This is a genomic window from Bombella saccharophila (assembly GCF_026385475.1).
Taxonomy (GTDB): Bacteria; Pseudomonadota; Alphaproteobacteria; order Acetobacterales; family Acetobacteraceae; genus Bombella; species Bombella saccharophila.
This window is the reverse complement of the sequence record NZ_JANIDW010000001.1, coordinates 1-16,513: the sequence shown is the minus strand read 5'-3', so window position 1 is coordinate 16,513 and position 16,513 is coordinate 1. Positions and strand designations below refer to the sequence as shown.

24 protein-coding genes are annotated in these 16,513 nt (G+C 54.8%); 21 read left to right on the top strand and 3 right to left on the bottom strand.

The window, feature by feature from the left end:
* Nucleotides 1–95: 95 nt before the first annotated feature.
* The 4 genes from NQF64_RS00120 to NQF64_RS00105 all read left to right on the top strand — a co-directional run bounded on the left by NQF64_RS00120 (nucleotide 96) and on the right by NQF64_RS00105 (nucleotide 3,027).
* Nucleotides 96–743: a hypothetical protein gene (locus tag NQF64_RS00120; protein ID WP_266106098.1), complete on the top strand. Its 648-nt coding sequence runs from the start codon at nucleotides 96–98 to the stop codon at nucleotides 741–743.
* Nucleotides 744–940: 197 nt separating this feature from the next.
* Nucleotides 941–1,342 carry a hypothetical protein gene (locus tag NQF64_RS00115; protein WP_266106097.1) on the top strand — a complete coding sequence of 134 codons (402 nt, stop codon included), beginning with the start codon at nucleotides 941–943 and terminating at the stop codon, nucleotides 1,340–1,342.
* On the top strand, nucleotides 1,339–1,797 hold the full coding sequence (locus NQF64_RS00110; RefSeq protein WP_099026301.1) for a terminase small subunit-like protein: 459 nt from the start codon (nucleotides 1,339–1,341) through the stop codon (nucleotides 1,795–1,797). The genes NQF64_RS00115 and NQF64_RS00110 overlap by 4 nt, the downstream gene beginning before the upstream one ends.
* A 6-nt stretch (nucleotides 1,798–1,803) precedes the next feature.
* A complete protein-coding gene (locus tag NQF64_RS00105) occupies nucleotides 1,804–3,027 on the top strand; it encodes a PBSX family phage terminase large subunit (protein WP_266106096.1) in 1,224 nt (407 codons plus the stop codon).
* A 12-nt stretch (nucleotides 3,028–3,039) separates the two neighbouring features.
* Here the strand turns inward: NQF64_RS00105 and NQF64_RS00100 are convergent, their stop codons facing one another.
* Entirely contained in the window at nucleotides 3,040–3,174 is a 135-nt protein-coding gene (locus NQF64_RS00100) for a hypothetical protein (protein ID WP_255446343.1), read from the bottom strand.
* Between the two features lie 37 nt (nucleotides 3,175–3,211).
* Here NQF64_RS00100 and NQF64_RS00095 point away from each other — a divergent pair, with 37 nt between their 5' ends.
* The 6 genes from NQF64_RS00095 (at nucleotide 3,212) to NQF64_RS00070 (ending at nucleotide 8,261) form a co-directional block, all read left to right on the top strand.
* Entirely contained in the window at nucleotides 3,212–4,663 is a 1,452-nt protein-coding gene (locus NQF64_RS00095; RefSeq protein WP_266106095.1) for a phage portal protein, read from the top strand.
* A complete protein-coding gene (locus NQF64_RS00090) occupies nucleotides 4,660–5,697 on the top strand; it encodes a DUF2213 domain-containing protein (RefSeq protein WP_266106094.1) in 1,038 nt (345 codons plus the stop codon). The genes NQF64_RS00095 and NQF64_RS00090 overlap by 4 nt, the downstream gene beginning before the upstream one ends.
* 34 nt (nucleotides 5,698–5,731) lie before the next feature.
* Entirely contained in the window at nucleotides 5,732–6,232 is a 501-nt protein-coding gene (locus NQF64_RS00085) for a structural cement protein Gp24 (protein WP_266106093.1), read from the top strand.
* Nucleotides 6,233–6,279: 47 nt separating this feature from the next.
* Nucleotides 6,280–7,302 carry a DUF2184 domain-containing protein gene (locus NQF64_RS00080; protein WP_099026306.1) on the top strand — a complete coding sequence of 341 codons (1,023 nt, stop codon included), beginning with the start codon at nucleotides 6,280–6,282 and terminating at the stop codon, nucleotides 7,300–7,302.
* 3 nt (nucleotides 7,303–7,305) lie between these two features.
* Complete coding sequence (locus NQF64_RS00075) at nucleotides 7,306–7,719, top strand: hypothetical protein (RefSeq protein ID WP_099026307.1); 414 nt, start codon at nucleotides 7,306–7,308, stop codon at nucleotides 7,717–7,719.
* Between the two features lie 77 nt (nucleotides 7,720–7,796).
* On the top strand, nucleotides 7,797–8,261 hold the full coding sequence (locus tag NQF64_RS00070) for a DUF4054 domain-containing protein (protein ID WP_266106092.1): 465 nt from the start codon (nucleotides 7,797–7,799) through the stop codon (nucleotides 8,259–8,261).
* On the opposite strand, the gene NQF64_RS00065 is transcribed toward NQF64_RS00070, so the two are convergent.
* A complete protein-coding gene (locus NQF64_RS00065) occupies nucleotides 8,258–8,452 on the bottom strand; it encodes a hypothetical protein (RefSeq protein WP_099026309.1) in 195 nt (64 codons plus the stop codon). The two genes, NQF64_RS00070 and NQF64_RS00065, sit on opposite strands and share 4 nt — an antisense overlap.
* Before the next feature lie 140 nt (nucleotides 8,453–8,592).
* On the opposite strand from NQF64_RS00065, the gene NQF64_RS00060 reads away from it, so the two are divergent.
* From NQF64_RS00060 to NQF64_RS00010, 11 genes are read left to right on the top strand one after another with little or no spacing between them, the layout of a single operon-like run.
* Nucleotides 8,593–9,054, top strand: a complete 462-nt coding sequence (locus NQF64_RS00060) for a hypothetical protein (RefSeq protein ID WP_266106091.1) — start codon at nucleotides 8,593–8,595, stop codon at nucleotides 9,052–9,054.
* Between the two features lie 19 nt (nucleotides 9,055–9,073).
* On the top strand, nucleotides 9,074–9,463 hold the full coding sequence (locus tag NQF64_RS00055; RefSeq protein WP_266106090.1) for a hypothetical protein: 390 nt from the start codon (nucleotides 9,074–9,076) through the stop codon (nucleotides 9,461–9,463).
* The gene (locus tag NQF64_RS00050; protein WP_266106089.1) at nucleotides 9,409–9,990 is read left to right on the top strand and encodes a phage neck terminator protein; all 582 of its coding nucleotides are present in this window, start codon (nucleotides 9,409–9,411) and stop codon (nucleotides 9,988–9,990) included. Before NQF64_RS00055 ends, NQF64_RS00050 begins: the two co-directional genes overlap by 55 nt.
* 39 nt (nucleotides 9,991–10,029) lie before the next feature.
* Nucleotides 10,030–11,199: a DUF3383 family protein gene (locus NQF64_RS00045; RefSeq protein ID WP_266106088.1), complete on the top strand. Its 1,170-nt coding sequence runs from the start codon at nucleotides 10,030–10,032 to the stop codon at nucleotides 11,197–11,199.
* 2 nt (nucleotides 11,200–11,201) lie between these two features.
* Nucleotides 11,202–11,645, top strand: a complete 444-nt coding sequence (locus tag NQF64_RS00040) for a phage tail fiber protein (protein WP_099026314.1) — start codon at nucleotides 11,202–11,204, stop codon at nucleotides 11,643–11,645.
* An 11-nt stretch (nucleotides 11,646–11,656) separates the two neighbouring features.
* Nucleotides 11,657–12,121 carry a phage tail assembly chaperone gene (locus NQF64_RS00035; protein ID WP_099026315.1) on the top strand — a complete coding sequence of 155 codons (465 nt, stop codon included), beginning with the start codon at nucleotides 11,657–11,659 and terminating at the stop codon, nucleotides 12,119–12,121.
* A gap of 14 nt (nucleotides 12,122–12,135) precedes the next feature.
* Entirely contained in the window at nucleotides 12,136–12,258 is a 123-nt protein-coding gene (locus NQF64_RS00030) for a hypothetical protein (RefSeq protein ID WP_266106087.1), read from the top strand.
* Entirely contained in the window at nucleotides 12,245–13,441 is a 1,197-nt protein-coding gene (locus NQF64_RS00025) for a hypothetical protein (protein ID WP_266106086.1), read from the top strand. The genes NQF64_RS00030 and NQF64_RS00025 overlap by 14 nt, the downstream gene beginning before the upstream one ends.
* Before the next feature lie 32 nt (nucleotides 13,442–13,473).
* Complete coding sequence (locus tag NQF64_RS00020) at nucleotides 13,474–14,166, top strand: phage baseplate protein (protein WP_266106085.1); 693 nt, start codon at nucleotides 13,474–13,476, stop codon at nucleotides 14,164–14,166.
* A 3-nt stretch (nucleotides 14,167–14,169) separates the two neighbouring features.
* Complete coding sequence (locus NQF64_RS00015) at nucleotides 14,170–14,469, top strand: phage baseplate plug family protein (RefSeq protein WP_266106084.1); 300 nt, start codon at nucleotides 14,170–14,172, stop codon at nucleotides 14,467–14,469.
* Nucleotides 14,466–15,587 carry a hypothetical protein gene (locus NQF64_RS00010; RefSeq protein ID WP_266106083.1) on the top strand — a complete coding sequence of 374 codons (1,122 nt, stop codon included), beginning with the start codon at nucleotides 14,466–14,468 and terminating at the stop codon, nucleotides 15,585–15,587. Before NQF64_RS00015 ends, NQF64_RS00010 begins: the two co-directional genes overlap by 4 nt.
* Nucleotides 15,588–15,596: 9 nt before the next feature.
* Here NQF64_RS00010 and NQF64_RS00005 read toward each other — a convergent pair.
* Nucleotides 15,597–16,513 (bottom strand): hypothetical protein (locus NQF64_RS00005; protein WP_266106082.1); only part of this gene is annotated, 917 nt, incomplete at its 5' end.

Genomic DNA, 16,513 nt, shown 5'->3' with positions numbered 1-16,513 from the left:
CGCTCACACATCACTTACAAGGGAAAATACCCACATCATCCTCTCAAAACCCACGCCTCTAACCCCATCATGATTCATTTTCAAGGAGTCGTCCTTTGTCACGTATTAACTATCTAACCACAACCCCCACACGGGAACGCACACGCAAGGTCGATTATGAGACCCTTGGCCGCCGTCGCCGCCGCGCCAATACCCTAGGCGCACTTTCTTCGCGCCTCAAAGCTGAAGTAATTTCGGAGGCAGAACAATGGGTTAAGGATTGGATGTTGGCCGAGCATGGCTATCTCGACATCATGAAAGATGGCGGAGCCCCCGCCCTAGCAGGAAATGTCTTCACTTTTAACGCCCTACAAGGCAAAGCCTGGGGCCGCCTCAAAGCATTCCGCCGCCATGCAGGGCGCGAGCGGCATCAACTCCTCGTCAATTTACTTGGGTTAGGATGGTCCTTTACCTCACTCGGCTCCAAACTCTACCCTAATCTCCATCCAGATCGCGCCCGCAAAAAAGCCGCCGATGACTGCGCCACCACACTGGAGATGCTCGCTGATTTTTGGCTAGAACAACGGCGCGCCAAAGCCCGCCAAGCCGTCCATATCGCCCGACAACACCGCCAAGGGTTAGATATTCCAACCCTCTCCAAAACCTATAATATCGCCCCTAAAGGCATGCAAAAAATCATCCAACATGGCGAGCATATCCTCAACAAACCGCAGAAAATCACCGCTGTTGAACTACGCTCCTAAATAAAATCATCACCACCTCATTTTCTCATTGACAGCCCGCCCGCTTTCCCCTATAAAAACCTCATCATCGCGAGCCGTGTGCCAATAAGGCATACGGCTTTTTTATTGCCGTAACCCGGCACCTAGAATCTGGTCGATAGAGCCCCTTTCATACGGCTCATCCCACATATTCCTTCTCTAAAAAACGGATGTCTCTTATGGCACAGGCCCTCTCTACCGCCGAGCAGCCGCTCGGACGCGGTCGCATTGTCACAACCAAACGCGGCCGCTGCGTCGTTTTAGCCGAGGACGGCCCCCGCCTCGTTCTCTGCCCCCTCTATGAAGCACCAGACCTCCATCATAGAGCTGACATTCCCCTTAGCTGGCGCGATGAACTTATTTTGGGCCTGAAACAAAATGCTGTCATTAGAGCCATCCCCTTCCTCAAACAACGCAATGCCGTCATAGCAGAGGACACCTATATCTCCGCTCTAACACTCACCCAGCTCCGCCTCCGCACCCATAGGGAACTACAAATCAGCACGCTAGAGAGCAAACGCCTCCCCCTTTTCTCTGGTCGGCCCATTCGCCACTCTGCACATCTCAGACACCTTACATGAAGACACAGCGCAAAAAGCCCGTCACGTTCTCACAATCTCTCTTTGATGAAATGATGGAGGACCTCATGCTCGGCCACCCCTTGCATGACATCTGCTCTGGCACACATCGCCCTACCCTCCGCAGCTTCTATCGCTGGCTATACAAAAAACCAGCCCTCCTTCCCCGCTACCGCCATGCAAGAGACCTCTCAGCCGATAGCTTAGAGGCCAAAATCCTCTCTCATCTTGCAACCCTGCCCGACAAAGCCGACACCGCCACCGTCAACCTCTTTAAACTCCAGTTCGACACACTTCGCTGGCTTATGGCCCGGCGCGCGCCCAAACGCTATGGTGAACGACAAACAGTCGAACATACTGGCCAAGAGGGCGGCCCCCTTCACACTATCCAACGCGTCATTATCGACCCCAACACCCCTCCTCCAGATAATAAAACCGATACCTTAATGAAGGGGTAAACCCTCATGCCGCCTCAGACCCACCTCACCATCACCACCCCACGCGCCTTTGCTCCCTTACTCAAACCATCACGCTATAAAGGCATCTGGGGCGGCCGCGGCTCCGGCAAATCGCACTTCTTCGCCGGCTTATTAATCGAACAAGCCACACTCCACCCCGGCCTCCGCGCTGTCTGCATTCGCGAAATCCAAAAATCCCTCGCAACATCTGTTCATCAGTTACTTTGCGACACAATCAACCGGCTAGGATTACACCACCACTTCACCATTAAAGAGAGAGAAATCATCACCCCCGGCGGAGGCGTCATCTTGTTCCAAGGCATGCAAACCCATAACGCCGAAACCATTAAATCACTCGAAGGCATGGACATCGCATGGGTGGAAGAAGCCCAATCCCTCTCTGCCCACTCCCTCAAACTCCTCCGCCCCACCATCCGCAAGCCCGGTTCAGAAATCTGGTTCAGCTGGAACCCCAACCACCCTTCCGACCCTGTCGATGCCTTCATGCGTAACCCCTCTCATGAGGATGACCCCTCCATCATCACCATCCACGCACGCTGGTCCGACAACCCTTGGTTCCCAAATGTTTTGAATGAGGAACGAAAACGCGACCAAACATTACGCCCACAAGATTACGACCATATTTGGGAAGGAGATTACCAACAGCATCATGATGCCCTCATCTTCCCCGATCGCGTCAGCATAAAATCATTCACCACTCCCGAATCTTGCCGCTTCCATTTCGGTGTAGATTGGGGCTTCTCGCGGGACCCCACCGCTCTCGTCCGCTGCTTCATCCATGACGATATCCTCCATATCGACTATGAGGCTGGCGGCACAAACATCCCCCTAGACCAACTCCCCTCCCTCTTCGAGACACTCCCCGCCATCCGTCATTGGCCTATCCGCGCCGATAATGCCCGCCCCGAAACCATCAATTACCTCAAAAACCGCCATCACTTCCGTATCACATCCGCCAAAAAATGGCCCGGCAGCGTGCAAGACGGCATAGAGCGTCTCAAATCATTCCGCGCCATCCATATCCATCCACGCTGCGTAGAAACCGCACGGGAGTTCCGCCTCTATCGCTATAAAACTGACCCTCTCACCGGCGACATCCTCCCCCATATTGAAGACGCCAATAACCATTATATCGATGCGCTTCGCTACGCGTTGGACGGCCTCATTACCAACCACACCCCCCTGCCGGACTTCTCACGTTTTGCCTAGCCACACTAATCCTCACTGCCCAGCCATTATCCCCCATAAAATAAAACCACCCACAGCCCCACCCAACACCACACCAGCACAAACAGCCAACCATAACATCCGTGCTGCAATGCGTTGCGGCGGCGCTTTCCAATCTAACCATCCCATAAACCAACGTCCTCCCCGTTAAAGATAGGTCTTTCTCATGTCCGGCTTCTCCCTAACACGCCTCTTTACCAAGAAGCAGCCCACCCCCTCTCATAACAGGCAAGACCCCCTTCCACCACGCCACCCTACTACCCCTCATAAAACGCCTGTCTCATGGCTCAAACGCCTAAGACGCACCGAGCCACCCACCCTCTCCCCCAACACAACCTCACACTTCATGCCCTACCAACCACCACCGGGTATCGTGCCAGAAGGTTATAACCGCCCCACCCCTCTTGGCTCCGATGCCGCGCCTAGCACCACAGCAGACATCACCAGTTGGGCTATGGGCCAAACCACCTCCCAACCCTCTTGGATGGCCGATGGTTTGGGCTTTCTTGGCTACCCAACCCTCGCTCAAATGGCCCAACGCGCCGAATTCCGCAAACCTTGCGATGTCATCGCCCGTGAAGCTACGCGAGAATGGATTAGCCTTAGCACACATAATCCTGCCGATTGTCCCCCTCCCGAAATCCCTCAAGACCCTACAACCCGCCTCCACGCGCTTGAAGTCGAAATGAAACGACTCAATATTCGCGAACTCCTCCACCAACAAATCCTCGATAGCCTACTCTACGGCATCGGCCATATTTGGCTCAATATGGCTGACACACCCCGCACAACATACGGCCAAACACTCCCCCTCCCCCTCACCTCCAACGGCGTCCGCAAAGGCACACTCGCCGGGCTAAAAACAATCGAGCCCATTTGGACAACCCCCAACGCCTATAATGCAGACTCCCCCCTACAAGATGATTATTACCGCCCCCGTAATTGGTGGGTGCAAGGCTGCCTCGTCCATCGCGACCGTCTCATCAGTATGATCCCCTACGGCGTGTCAGACCTTTTTAAACCTTCCTTCAATTTTGGCGGTATGAGCCTCACCCAACAGCTACGTCCGTATGTTCATAATTTCTTACGAACACGGAACAGCATCAGCAACATCACCGCCAACTTCTCCAAACTGGTTTTAAAAACCGACATGGGCGGCCTCATGGCCACCGGCACCAGCGATGAAACAGACCCCACAACCTCCATCACAGGCCGCGCCTCCTTTATGCAGAAGATATCGGAAGGCCAAGACATCATCGTAGCCGACCACCAAAATGAGGACATCTCCATCATCGCCACGCCCCTCACCGGGCTGGCAGACCTCCAAGCACAAGCTATGGAGGCCATGGCCTCCATCCCCGGTATCCCCTTAGTCAAACTCTTTGGCATTACACCCAACGGGTTAAACGCCTCCTCAGCAGGAGAAATCCGTGTTTTTTATGATGAAATCGCCGCCTTTCAAGAAGCTCATATGCGCCCCGTTCTCACGCGGTTACTCACCCTCCTTCAACTCAATCTCTGGGGGGCGACCGACCCCGCTTTAGAAATCACCTTCAACCCCCTTTGGCAGCATCTCTCCGCCACGCCAGAGCCAACTTCTTCCAAAGAGAGCCCATGACCATCCTCGCTTATGACCGCAGCGGCTCTGTCCGCAGCTTTGATGATAATGGCCGCCTGCGTGTAGAGCGCACCCCCATCAGCAAAGCTAATATCTGCACTTATCAAGGCCGAGAAATCCCCCATTACGACAAACTCGGCCTGCATCCAGACCAGCCATACCGCCTCCTGCGCGACCCTCACGAACTCGCAAAAGCAGCAGACAGCTTTAACTCTCTCCCTATTCTAGAGGAGCATATCCCCACCAGTGCCCAGGCCCACCCACGAGAACTCACCGTTGGGGCCACCATGGATAATGCCCTCTTTGAAGCCCCTTATCTGACCGTCGGCATGGTCATTTTCGATGGCCCCGCCATCGCCCGCATCCAATCCGGTGAGCAGAAAGAACTTTCCTGCGGCTACGCTTATGAGGCCGATATGACACCCGGCACATATGGGGGCCAACCCTATGATGGCCGCATGATTAACATTCGAGGCAATCATATTGCTCTCGTAACAAAAGGTCGAGCCGGACCAGATGTCCTCGTCCACGATTCATCTCCCGCTCCGGCTTCCCCCTCACATAATAGGACACACACCACCATGACAAAAACCGATGCACATTCCCCCGCTATAGAGAGCGACATTCCTAACACACCGCCACATAATGAGGCAGAAACCATCAAAACACATCAACCAACAGACCTACCGGCTGAAAATCAGGCTGAAGATAAAGAAGCCGCCCTCAACGCCGCTATTCAAAAGGCCATCGCCGCCGACCGCGCCTTACGCCTCGCCACAGAAGAAGCCTGCCGCCTCGTTCGCCCCCTCGTTGGCGATGTTCACGGTATGGATAGCGCAGAGGATGTTTATCGCTACGCTCTTCAACACTCTGGTATGGCCGCCGATAGCCTCACAGAGGTTAATCAAGCGGGCTTGCGCGCACTTGTCCATGCACGCCTCACCACTATGGCTCCACCGGCTTATAACGCGGCTCACACTCCCCTCGCAGCCGATAAAGCTTCCGCCTCCTATAGCGCACCACGCCGTTATTAATCACCTCTCCATCCTATAAGCAGGAATCTTTTCCATGTCCGATTTCCAACAGACAGTCTCATACACATGGCCGCAAGGCTTCCCCGGTGCCCCCGCTAGTGCCAACCCCATCCGCACCTCCATCGCGCCAGAAGGCGGATTCGTCGCGGGTAATAATGGCCTCACCATCGCTCATTTCGCATGGCGCAATGATGACGGCATTACCCTGAGCAACAGCGGCACGACCGCACCGGCAGGCTTCCTCTATCGCAGCCAGCAAGGCGTGATGACACAATATCTCCAATCCGCCACAATGACACTCCCCGCAGGCTTTGCCGCAAGCCTTGCAGAAGGTGGTGACTTCTGGGCACTCGCCACAACAGCTTCCAGTGCTGGCCAAGCCGTTTACGCCAATACAACCGATGGCAGCTTACAAACCGCTTCTCCATCCAACACACCACAGGGCACCGTTCCAACAGGCTGGGTCGTCTCTCGTGGTGGTGCAGCGGGAGAACTCATCATCATCTCCGGCCCAATGCACCCTGTAGCGGCCTAATTGCGCTGTCACATCTCTATACCCCAAAAACTCATTAAGGCATTCGCATGACCCACTCCATCTCCCCTGCCATGCTTCAACGCGATTTCGGCGTCCATGGCATCCTTGACCATAACTTAGCCTTCGACAACGCTACGGCCCCTAACTCAGGGATTCCGAGCATTTTCTCCACCTATACAGACCCCCGCACGATCAAAGCGATCATCACCCCTATCCGCGCCGAAGCCATCTATGGTCAGGGGCAAAAGGGCGACTGGCTGACAGACACCGCTCAATTCCCTTTCGTAGAACTCTCCGGCCAGACAGCCTCCTACGGCGATTATGATAGCTCCGGCGATAGTGACGCCAACGCTAACTGGGTCCAACGTCAATCCTTCCACTTCCAGACATGGACAAAATGGGGTGAGCGTGAAGCAGAACGCATGGGGGCTGCCCGACTAGACTGGGTCTCCCGTAAGAATGAGGCCTCCATCTCTGTCCTTAATAAAACAAGCAACCGCATCAGCCTATTCGGTATGGAAGGCCTACAGCTGCGCGGTGCTCTCAATGACACCGCCCTACCACCGGCCATCCAACCTAGCCCCAAAATCGGCCCTTCCGGCACTGCCACAGGCAGCAATGACTGGCTGAGCATGACCGACCCGGTGCAGGTCTATAACGACATCCTCAAAGCCTTCCAGCAGCTCTCCGAGCAGATGGGCGGCAATGTCACGTTAGAAAGCCCATTGACACTCGTCATCCCGACAGAGCGTCAGCAATGCTTGCTTTATAGCAACCAATACCGCACATCCCTCCGCGATTTACTGCGCGAAAACCTACCGAACTTAAAGATCGAAACCCTGCCAGAAGCCGGAAGCACACTTTCGGGCGGCCAGACAAAGGTCACGCAGCTTCAGCTCTTCCTACGCGAAGTCGATGGGCAAGAGAGCGTCACCACCGCCTTCACCGAGAAACTCCGCGCTCACACGGTAGAACGCTACAGCTCCTACATCCGCCAAAAGAAATCGCAAGGCAGCTGGGGGACCATCTGGTTCTACCCCGTCGCCTGCGTCACCATGACAGGAATCTAACCTATGGCCGATCATGTCACCGTTCTCTGCCGCCTCCCATCCGGCATCCGGCTCGACCTGCACGACCTGCCTAGCCTGAGCGAACGCGCTCAGGCTAGTGCCCCTATTATGGCCCCTCCACAGGCCCGTGCATCCATCACACTCAACGGCATCCGGCAAGACCCACACTACCATCCGTTGGAAAACCGGCTCCTTGGCCGCGCTGGTCGCACCAATGTCCCCACAGATTTTTGGAAAGCATGGCTAGAACAAAACAAAACTTCCAGCCTCGTCACCCAGAAACTCGTTTTTGCCGAAACCACAGCCGCCCGCGCTGATAACGCCATGAACGAACTCGCCAAAGAACGTACCGGCCTTGAAGGGGCCGAACATACATCCTTGGTTGAGGGCGTCACCCCACTGCACTCTGCTGCATAAACCTCCCTATACCCTGCCTTCCCGTCTTTATGAGGGGAAGGCAGCCTCTCGGCTCATTTCCTTGTAAGGACACCCGCATGACCCCAGAACCACCGATGACATCCCCCGGCGTTGTTCCCTTTTCCTATACGGATTGGTTAGCGGCGTACCCTTCCTTTTCCGAAACCATCACCGCCCCACAAGCCGAGAGCTTCTTCCACCTTGCCGAGCTTATCCTCAATAACACGGCCCGCTCCCCTATTCAGAGCCTCACACAACGCCGAACACTCCTCTGGCTGCTCGTAGCTCATCAGGCACAGCTTTTTGCCAATAACAAAGCGTATAATACTGACGCATCCTCTCCTACTACCCCACCTGTTGGGCGCATCGCCTCCGCCACACGCGGCTCCGTATCCATCAGTTTTGATGGCAGTGCTCTCCCCAAACAAGCAGGATGGTTCAACCAAACACAATATGGTCTTATGTTCTGGCAGGCTACCGCACCATTACGGCAAATGCGCTTCCTACCGGGGCGAACCCATCCCCCTCGCCTGTGGCCTTAACCCCAAAGCAGCCACCAAACCGCATAAATCAGAATAAAGGGCACCAACAACCGCACAATCACATGTACCGTAAGGCCCTCTCCCTCCCCGCCAGAACGTACCATTAAAAAGATGGTCCGTGTCAAAGAGAGCAAACACAAAATCACCACCACCGCAAACAACACAACCTTGCCTGTCACAGCACCATACATAAACACCTACCTCCTTACATCTACCAAGCCCGATATACCCAATAGCCCAGTCGCTATACAGCCTTAAAGTGGCGGAGTGCTCCCCTTTCGTCAATCAAAACAGCCCGTCCCCTCATATAATATGCAAGGACCTCCACATTATGCCGTCTGCCCTTAAAGGGGGCCAAAAAGCCCATTCTTTGCTCCTAAAACTCACCCAATCCGCCACAAAAACAAATGTTTCGGTCGGCTATTTTCCACAAGACCACTATCCAGACGGCACCCCCTTAGCCCAAATCGCAAGTATGCAAGAATATGGCACCACCACCATTCCCGCTCGCCCCTTCCTCCGCTCTACAATTGCCAACCGCCAAACCGCCTGGGCACAACAAGCCCGCCAGCTTCTCCAAAACCCCGACACATCCCCCCAAAAGGCCCTCACAACCCTTGGCCAAACCATCGTCACGGATATTCAAACCACAATAGACCACATCACAACCCCACCACTCAAACCCGCTACAATCTCACACAAAACACAACATCATAGCCCCCAACCGCAAAAACCACTCATCGATACGGGCCTCCTTCGCAGCAGCCTCCGCTCACAAATCACTCAAGAGTAACCCTCAACAGGCCTCTCCCATGAATCTCTTCTCCCTCACCGCGGGCGTAACCGCAGCCCTCAACCCCCTCCAACCCGCCCAACTCCGCCGCATGACCGGGACAAAACACGCTGCCGATTACAGCACCACTCCTCTTTATGAGGACATCCCCGTCATGATCGACATCCAACCAGCCCCTAGCAATGTCCTACAGCTCATTGGCAATATCGCCCAACAAAGCGAAAACCGCACAGTTTATCTACGCGGTAACGCTCATACCCTCAGCCGCCCGCTCCAAAGCGGGGGAGACAGCCTCATTTTTGAAGGCTCCGAATGGCTCATCACAAAAATACTCGAACAATGGGGACCCAATGAATGGTGCCGCCTAATAGTTACACGCCAGACCCTACAGAGGTCACAACCCAACTAATCCCAACAGAAAGCACCATCATGCACATGGTGGGAGATTGGCTTACAGAAGTCGCCCTCCCAGCAGATTGGGCTCTCATTCAAGGGCAGCAAAACCGCCTTCCCCCTCCAGCGCAACGTTTTATGGTCATGCAGACCATCACACGCCGCCCTCTCGCAACCAATCGGCATGTTTATGGTCCTACCACAACCACCATCACCCAACCGGTAGAACTCGCCATTCAGCTTACTGCCTATGGTGATGATGCCATCACAACCCTTGGGACCATCAGCACCCTCTGGCGCGATCCTGCCGCGGTCCGTTGGTTCCAACAAAAACGAGACGACATGGCCCCCATCAACACAGGGCCCATTATGCAGCACAGCTTTATCACCGCAGAGCAACAATACGAGGATTCAGCCACATTAACGCTCCTCCTTATCATACAAACCCGCCTCTGCCGCTCCGCTGAAACTGCCTTGGCACTCTCCATGTCCTCCATACGGGAGGTCGATCTGCCATCTCAGCCTCTCTCCCCCATTTCCTAACGCTTCCTCTTTCCCCCTTAACATTAAGGACCCCATCTCATGGCATCCCTTACAGGCACCATCCCCCTTTCCCAAATTGTCACCATCAACCCCGGCACGATTGGCGCTGCTAGCGGCGTCCCCTTCATCAACGGGTTATTCATCACCACACCGGGCGATACATCCACCCTCACCGCTGGACAGCTCAAAACCTACACCTCTTTGGAAGACGTCACAAAAGACTTCCCCGCCACAAGCCTTGAAGCCCGCATGGCGTCCGTTTATTTCAGCGGCTTTGAGGACGCCACCCAAAGCCCTTCTACCTTGCTCATCTACATGGCTGATGCCGCCCACCAAGCCAGCCCAGCCGACTTGATGGACCTCATCACCAGCCAAACGCAAAACTTCGCTGGCTTTACCACCACATGGGAACCCACATTAACCCAGAAGCAGGCCTTCGCGAACTGGACCGCAAGCCAAGCTGACCGCTACTGGTACGTCCCTTTTGATACAGATGCACAAGCCCTCAACAGCCAGAATAGCACCAGCTTCGGCACATGGTTACAAAACCAGAATATTGACGGCACAACCCTGCTCTACCAAGACCCCTTAGCATGTGCTTTCTGCCTAGGTTGGATGGCGTCTTTGGATTTCAGCGCAACATCTGGACGCACCAATCTATGCTTCCGCCGCAGTGGGTTGCTTACCCCTACCGTAACAGATGCCGCAACCGCTTCCACATTGCGTGCTAATGGCTATAACTTCTACGGGGCTTACGCTAATGGCCTAGGACGCTTCCAATGGCTAGAGGATGGCCATGTCTCAGGCGCGTTCCTCTGGGCTGATAGCTACATCAATCAAATTTGGCTTAACGCCTCCTTCCAATCCGACCTTGTGAATCTCCTGCTTAATGTGGGCCAAATCCCTTATAACGTCACAGGGGACGGGCTTATCTCCGCGAGCGTGCAGGATACCATCAACCAAGCCTTGCGCTTTGGGGCCATCCGCCCCGGCATCCAGCTTACAACCCTGCAAAAACAGCAAATCGACCTCGCAGCAGGCACAACCATCAGCGACACAGTGCAAACACGCGGTTGGTACTTCCAACCTAACGCTTCTACCTCCCCGGCAGATATTCGCGTGGCTCGCAAAAGCCCGCCCTGCCGCTTCTGGTACACGGATGGCCAGTCCGTCCAATCCATCAACCTTGCGTCTATTGAGGTCCAATAATCATGTCAGGCAACGCACTCATCACAGCAGCAGATGCCGTATTCACCCTTACGGTCAAAACTCTGTTCAACACCCCCATCACATTGGAGAACTGGGCCACCGAAAATTCATGGAGCAGTGGGCAGAAAGTAAAACTCGCCGCCACAACACTCTCCCTCGATGGCAAGATGAATAAAGGCTACATCCCTTCCCTTTATCCCATGGTACTCACCTTCTCAGCAGGCTCCAACTCCTTGCTGGTTTTTGATGCCATCGCCACGGCCTCACGTCAGGCCCGCACGGTATACGAACTCAATGGCGAGCTCCTCCTACACGGGTTAGGGCGGCGTTACACCTTCACCAATGGTTGCCTGACGGATTACGACCCCGTCCCCGCCGGCAAAACAACCTTAGGCGACCGCAGCGTGACCATCACATGGGAGAATGTCCTCCCCGCTGGCTTATAAGGACCTCCTTCGTGAAATCCATTGAATGGACCCCAAAAGACGGGTCAGATGCAGGCAAATGCTTTGTCATCTCCCGCATGTCCGCCTTTACGGCGGACCATTGGGCACGGCATGTTGTTCGTGCCCTCGCCCGCGCGGGCGCAAACACCCCGCGCGAGGCCCTACAAAGCGGCATTGTCGGTCTTTCCGGCCAAAGTATGGCTCTATTCGGCCATATGAGTGACGAGGACTGCGACAAAGCCTTCTCCGGCCTGCTTGATTGCGTCAAAATCCGCCGCGACCCGCATAATCAGGCCATCGACCCCGCCCCCCTCATCGAGGCCGACATCTCAGACCCCAACACATTACCCGCTCTCCGAGCGGAGGCCTTTCGGCTTAATGTGGATTTTTTCAAGGCCGCGATTTACCAGATCTACCCTCTCATCGCCATATTGAGGGAGACACAGCCGGAGGACGCAGCCCCACCCGCTGCGTAAACCTCTCAACCCCAATGGCCTTTGTCATCGGGGCAGGCTTAGCCACATTACACGAGCTGAAAACACTTTATGACAGCGAGGATATGTGGCTCCTCTGGGAAGTCGCGGCAGTGGAGCGCGTAAATGGCAATTCTTGATACCCTCATAATCCAACTTGGGCTAGATGGCTCCGGCCTCGCCCAAGGGGCCGCACAAGCCCACCAAAACCTCACGACACTAGAGCAACACGCAAACAACACCGCTCAAACCCTTGCCCAAACAGGCCAACAAGGGGCCGATGCCTTCCGCACCTTCCGGCAAGAAGCCATGGGGGCCCTCGCCCTCTTTACCGGGGGCCGCTCCCTCGCCACATTTGGCCAAGACATCACCCACGCCACTCAGGCTCTCAGCACCCTTGGCCAACAGCTAACAGCCACCCCGCCACAGCTCAACACCCTCCAACAAGCTCTAGCCCCCCTCTCTCAACACCCCACCTCCTCGCTGGAAGACACACCCCTCACACCACACACCCCGCAAGACCACACCCACACCGCCACCTCCCAGACCCCAACATCCCCAATCTCCTCTCCCCTCACACACACCTCGCCATCCCCTAACCGCGCTGTGCAGGAATGGGCAAACCTCCTCTCACGCGCCAATCAGCTCACACGCCAAGCCCTCCAAGAGGTCGAGCCTACCCTCCATAATGCCGAGCAAGCCCTCGCCCGGCTCCACAAGCGCAAACAACACCCCAACGCTGATGCCCCAGCCAACAACCCTCTGGCTATGGTGCAAGACCTCTCCGCTTTGCTGACCACCCGCACCATCCTAGCCTCACACACACCACCACACTCACCCCCCTCCCGCAGGGCAGAACCCCCATTTTACACGCCACCAACGGCCAAGCCACACACACCCAATGCCCCCCCACAACCCAACCTTACAACACGCACCGCCGCCGCCTCACAAGCAGCAAACACCCCCCTTACACCAGCCTCACCACCCCACCTACCAGAACGAGACGAAGCCTCAACACACTGGGCACGCCTCACCCATGCGTTAACCCAAGCAAGTGCTGCACTCGCCCAACACCACCTTCCCCAACAGCACAACAACACAACCCCGCCACAATTGAGCAACACACACGCCATCACCCAAATTGTGCAAGCGATGGACACCGCCCAACCACGGCACACCACCACCCACAACAACACAACCCACAGCCCCACTATTAACATCACCGTGAAGGCAAACTCACAACACCCAGCGGAAATCGCCCGCGCGGTAGAAGCGAGCATTGCCAAAACCATCACCCGCTACACACTCGCCCATATTAGCTAAACCACAGCGGGCCAGAAAAGAGAGGAACCCCCATGTCCGCCCTTACATCCCTCCGGGCCACGGCCTCCAGCTTTGGGGGGGACGCGTTGGAGAACTGGGCCATCCAACGCGCCGCCCGCCAATGGGGCATTTTCACCGACGCCCGAACTCCTCCAACACGTGGCTGGCAAACCACCGCCACCAAACTGCTAGGCAATGACGTCACCACCCTTTTCGGGAAAGGCCCCAAACGCGTCCTCTCCGCCGCTCATGTCTCATCCCTGAAGGTAGAAGAACAATCCTCTATCTGCACCGCCCCGCAAGAAAACACCTCTTTCACCAGCTATAATAAGGTCGCCGCCCCCTACACTGCCACCATCCGCATGATCTGCGATGGGTCAGAAACCGGCAATCTCGCAGAGAACCTCCTCCCCGGCTTTTTACGAGGGGCCCTCGGCGTTGGGCCAGATGCAGTAAAAAGTGACTTCGTAAATACCTTAGTAAAATTGGTAAAAGATACTAATCTGTACTTTGTTGTTACACCAGAACGTAACTACCCAAATGCCAATATTACCGGCTATAGCTTCACCCGTACCTCAGACGGCACGGCGGACTACATCGTAGCCGATATCACCCTGCACGAAGTCCGACAAAGCAATACTTTTCCCTTACTCGTAAGCAGCCATCCATCGGGGGCACCTACACAAAATACAGGCCGTACCGCCCTCAATCCCGTAAGGCCTTAACCCATGCTCTACACCATCCCCCTCTCCCCCATTCCCGCCCAAAGCCTCACCTGTCCTATCGCCGAGTTACAATGCCAATTTTGGCTCCGCCAACTCGCCTCCGGCTTGTATATAGATATCACCACAAACAACACCCCCCTCCTCCTTGGCATCCTCTGCCAAAATGGGACAGACCTTCTCCGCTCTCCCCTCAGCCCCCTGCCCGGCACCCTCTATTTTGGGGACAACGCCGGCACATCAGACCCTTACTTCACAGGCCTCGGCTCCCGCTTCCTCCTTTATTATGAGGACAACTCATCATGACCTACACCGCCTCCGCCACACCCCCAAAAGCCAACAGCTTTACAAAAAAACAAATCATCATTACCTTTTACACACCACAAGCTGATGGGTCCTTTTCCAATGTCACCATTGGGCAAGACCACGCCATCCATGCCAACATTAAACATGCAGGCGTCGCACTCGGTTCCGAGGCTGACATCACCATTAAAGGGCTTTTCAAGAAAACACGCGAAGATTTCTCCATCGTGCCCGATTACCCTATGGTGGACGACCTCAACCACGTTCTCCCCGGCCGCACCAGCATCATGCTCTCTGTGAGCGATGATAATAACGCCCCCCTCACAACTCTCTTTATCGGGCAAATTAACGACGCCTATACGGATTATAACGACCCAGACACACCCTTCCAAATCCATGCCATGACAAACACAATCCCCGCTGGCATTCTCATCCCCGCAAAAGGCTATAAAGGCCCTTACTCTGCCCTCTCTATCCTACAAGACATCTGCTACGCAGCTAAACTCCAACTCCTCAATTATGGCGGTTGGGATCATCACCAAACCCTCACCAACCATTACCGCTCTGGGACTGCGCTAGACCAAATAGAAGGAGTCGTAAACGCAACAAATATCCACTATAATTTCAAGCAATACACCCCCATTACGCAAGACGATACTAACAACCTCCCCAACAGCTACAAGCAGCAAATCTCCCAAACAACAGCCCATCTAGGGGCAATTGAAATCTGGGGCGGCTCCTACACCGGCACCCCTCCAAATGGGCAAGAAAAATCAATACCCATCATCTCCGCCCAAAACGGTATGGTTGGCTATCCCAAATATAACGAGGCCGGAACAACCATCACAACACTCCTCCGCCCAGACATCGCCTTCTGGCAACCTCTTATATTAGAGAGCAAATACGCTCCTCAAAACTGGCTCCCTTCCCCCAATCAACCGGACAGCCTCACCAACCAAAGCCATCAACTTATCAGCAAAGCCCCTTGGGATGGCCTATGGCTACCCATCGCCATCCAACATGAAGTCTCAACAGAAATAGCGGAGGGTAAATGGCACACAACCATAGATTGCATCCGCACCAACCTCGGCCAAAAACCACCTCACAACGGAGCAACCTAACCCCTTGCTCTACCATCCCTCCCGCGGGTCATGATTCATATTATCCACATCGCAAACCCCATCGCCAACCGTACTTCCTACATAATAAAACCCTTTATTTATCGCATCTACATGATGGGTAATATCCCCCCACTCATACCCCATATTATCCAACAATCCCCCTACAATAACCGCACAACGCCAATAACGCCCCTTCTGTGCCAACACCAAATCTGCCGCATCCTCAGCATGATCCCATCGAACGCCCACTTTCTTCAACCTCTTAATCGTTCCCTTCCGGTCCTCCCGAAAGGCCTTCAACAACCGCTCAATAGACGGCGCATAAGGGTCTTCCGCATTCGGGTCTTGATACATCCGCCCAATGTCACAATCTGTTTCCGCTGTACCAAAACTCCGAGCATTCAACTCCCGGGCAATATCCGTATCCAGCCCCATCAACGGTTGATGAGCGTGCAATAAAAGGTCTACTGTCACAGCACAGGCTTCAAACCTTCCTTTTTGAGTCGTTAAAAGAACAGCTGCACTCTCCGCAACACCTTTTTCTACACCAGCGTCAATCATTGCCTTAATCGTCCCTTGGCGATCGGTTAAAAAGTCCCTTGCAACCACCTCTGCATGATTACGAACTACAGGCTTCGCAGGCGTCTTATCCAAAAAGGCCTTGCTACAAATATGCACCTGCTCAATATCGTAAACAAACCGCCACGACCCAGAATTCGCTAAGCGAATACGCTCCTGCCTATCCTTATCCGGCGGCCCATCATCAGGGAACTCAGGATGCAACGCATCATACCCACTCAACAGCAAACTCACATGCTGCGCGCACATAGACTCAGGCTTATACTTCGCCCCCCACAAAGCTTGCCGCGCTAACGCCGCACTCAAGCCCATCCGTTGCAACGCATATTGCTGCTGCGCCGCAACCA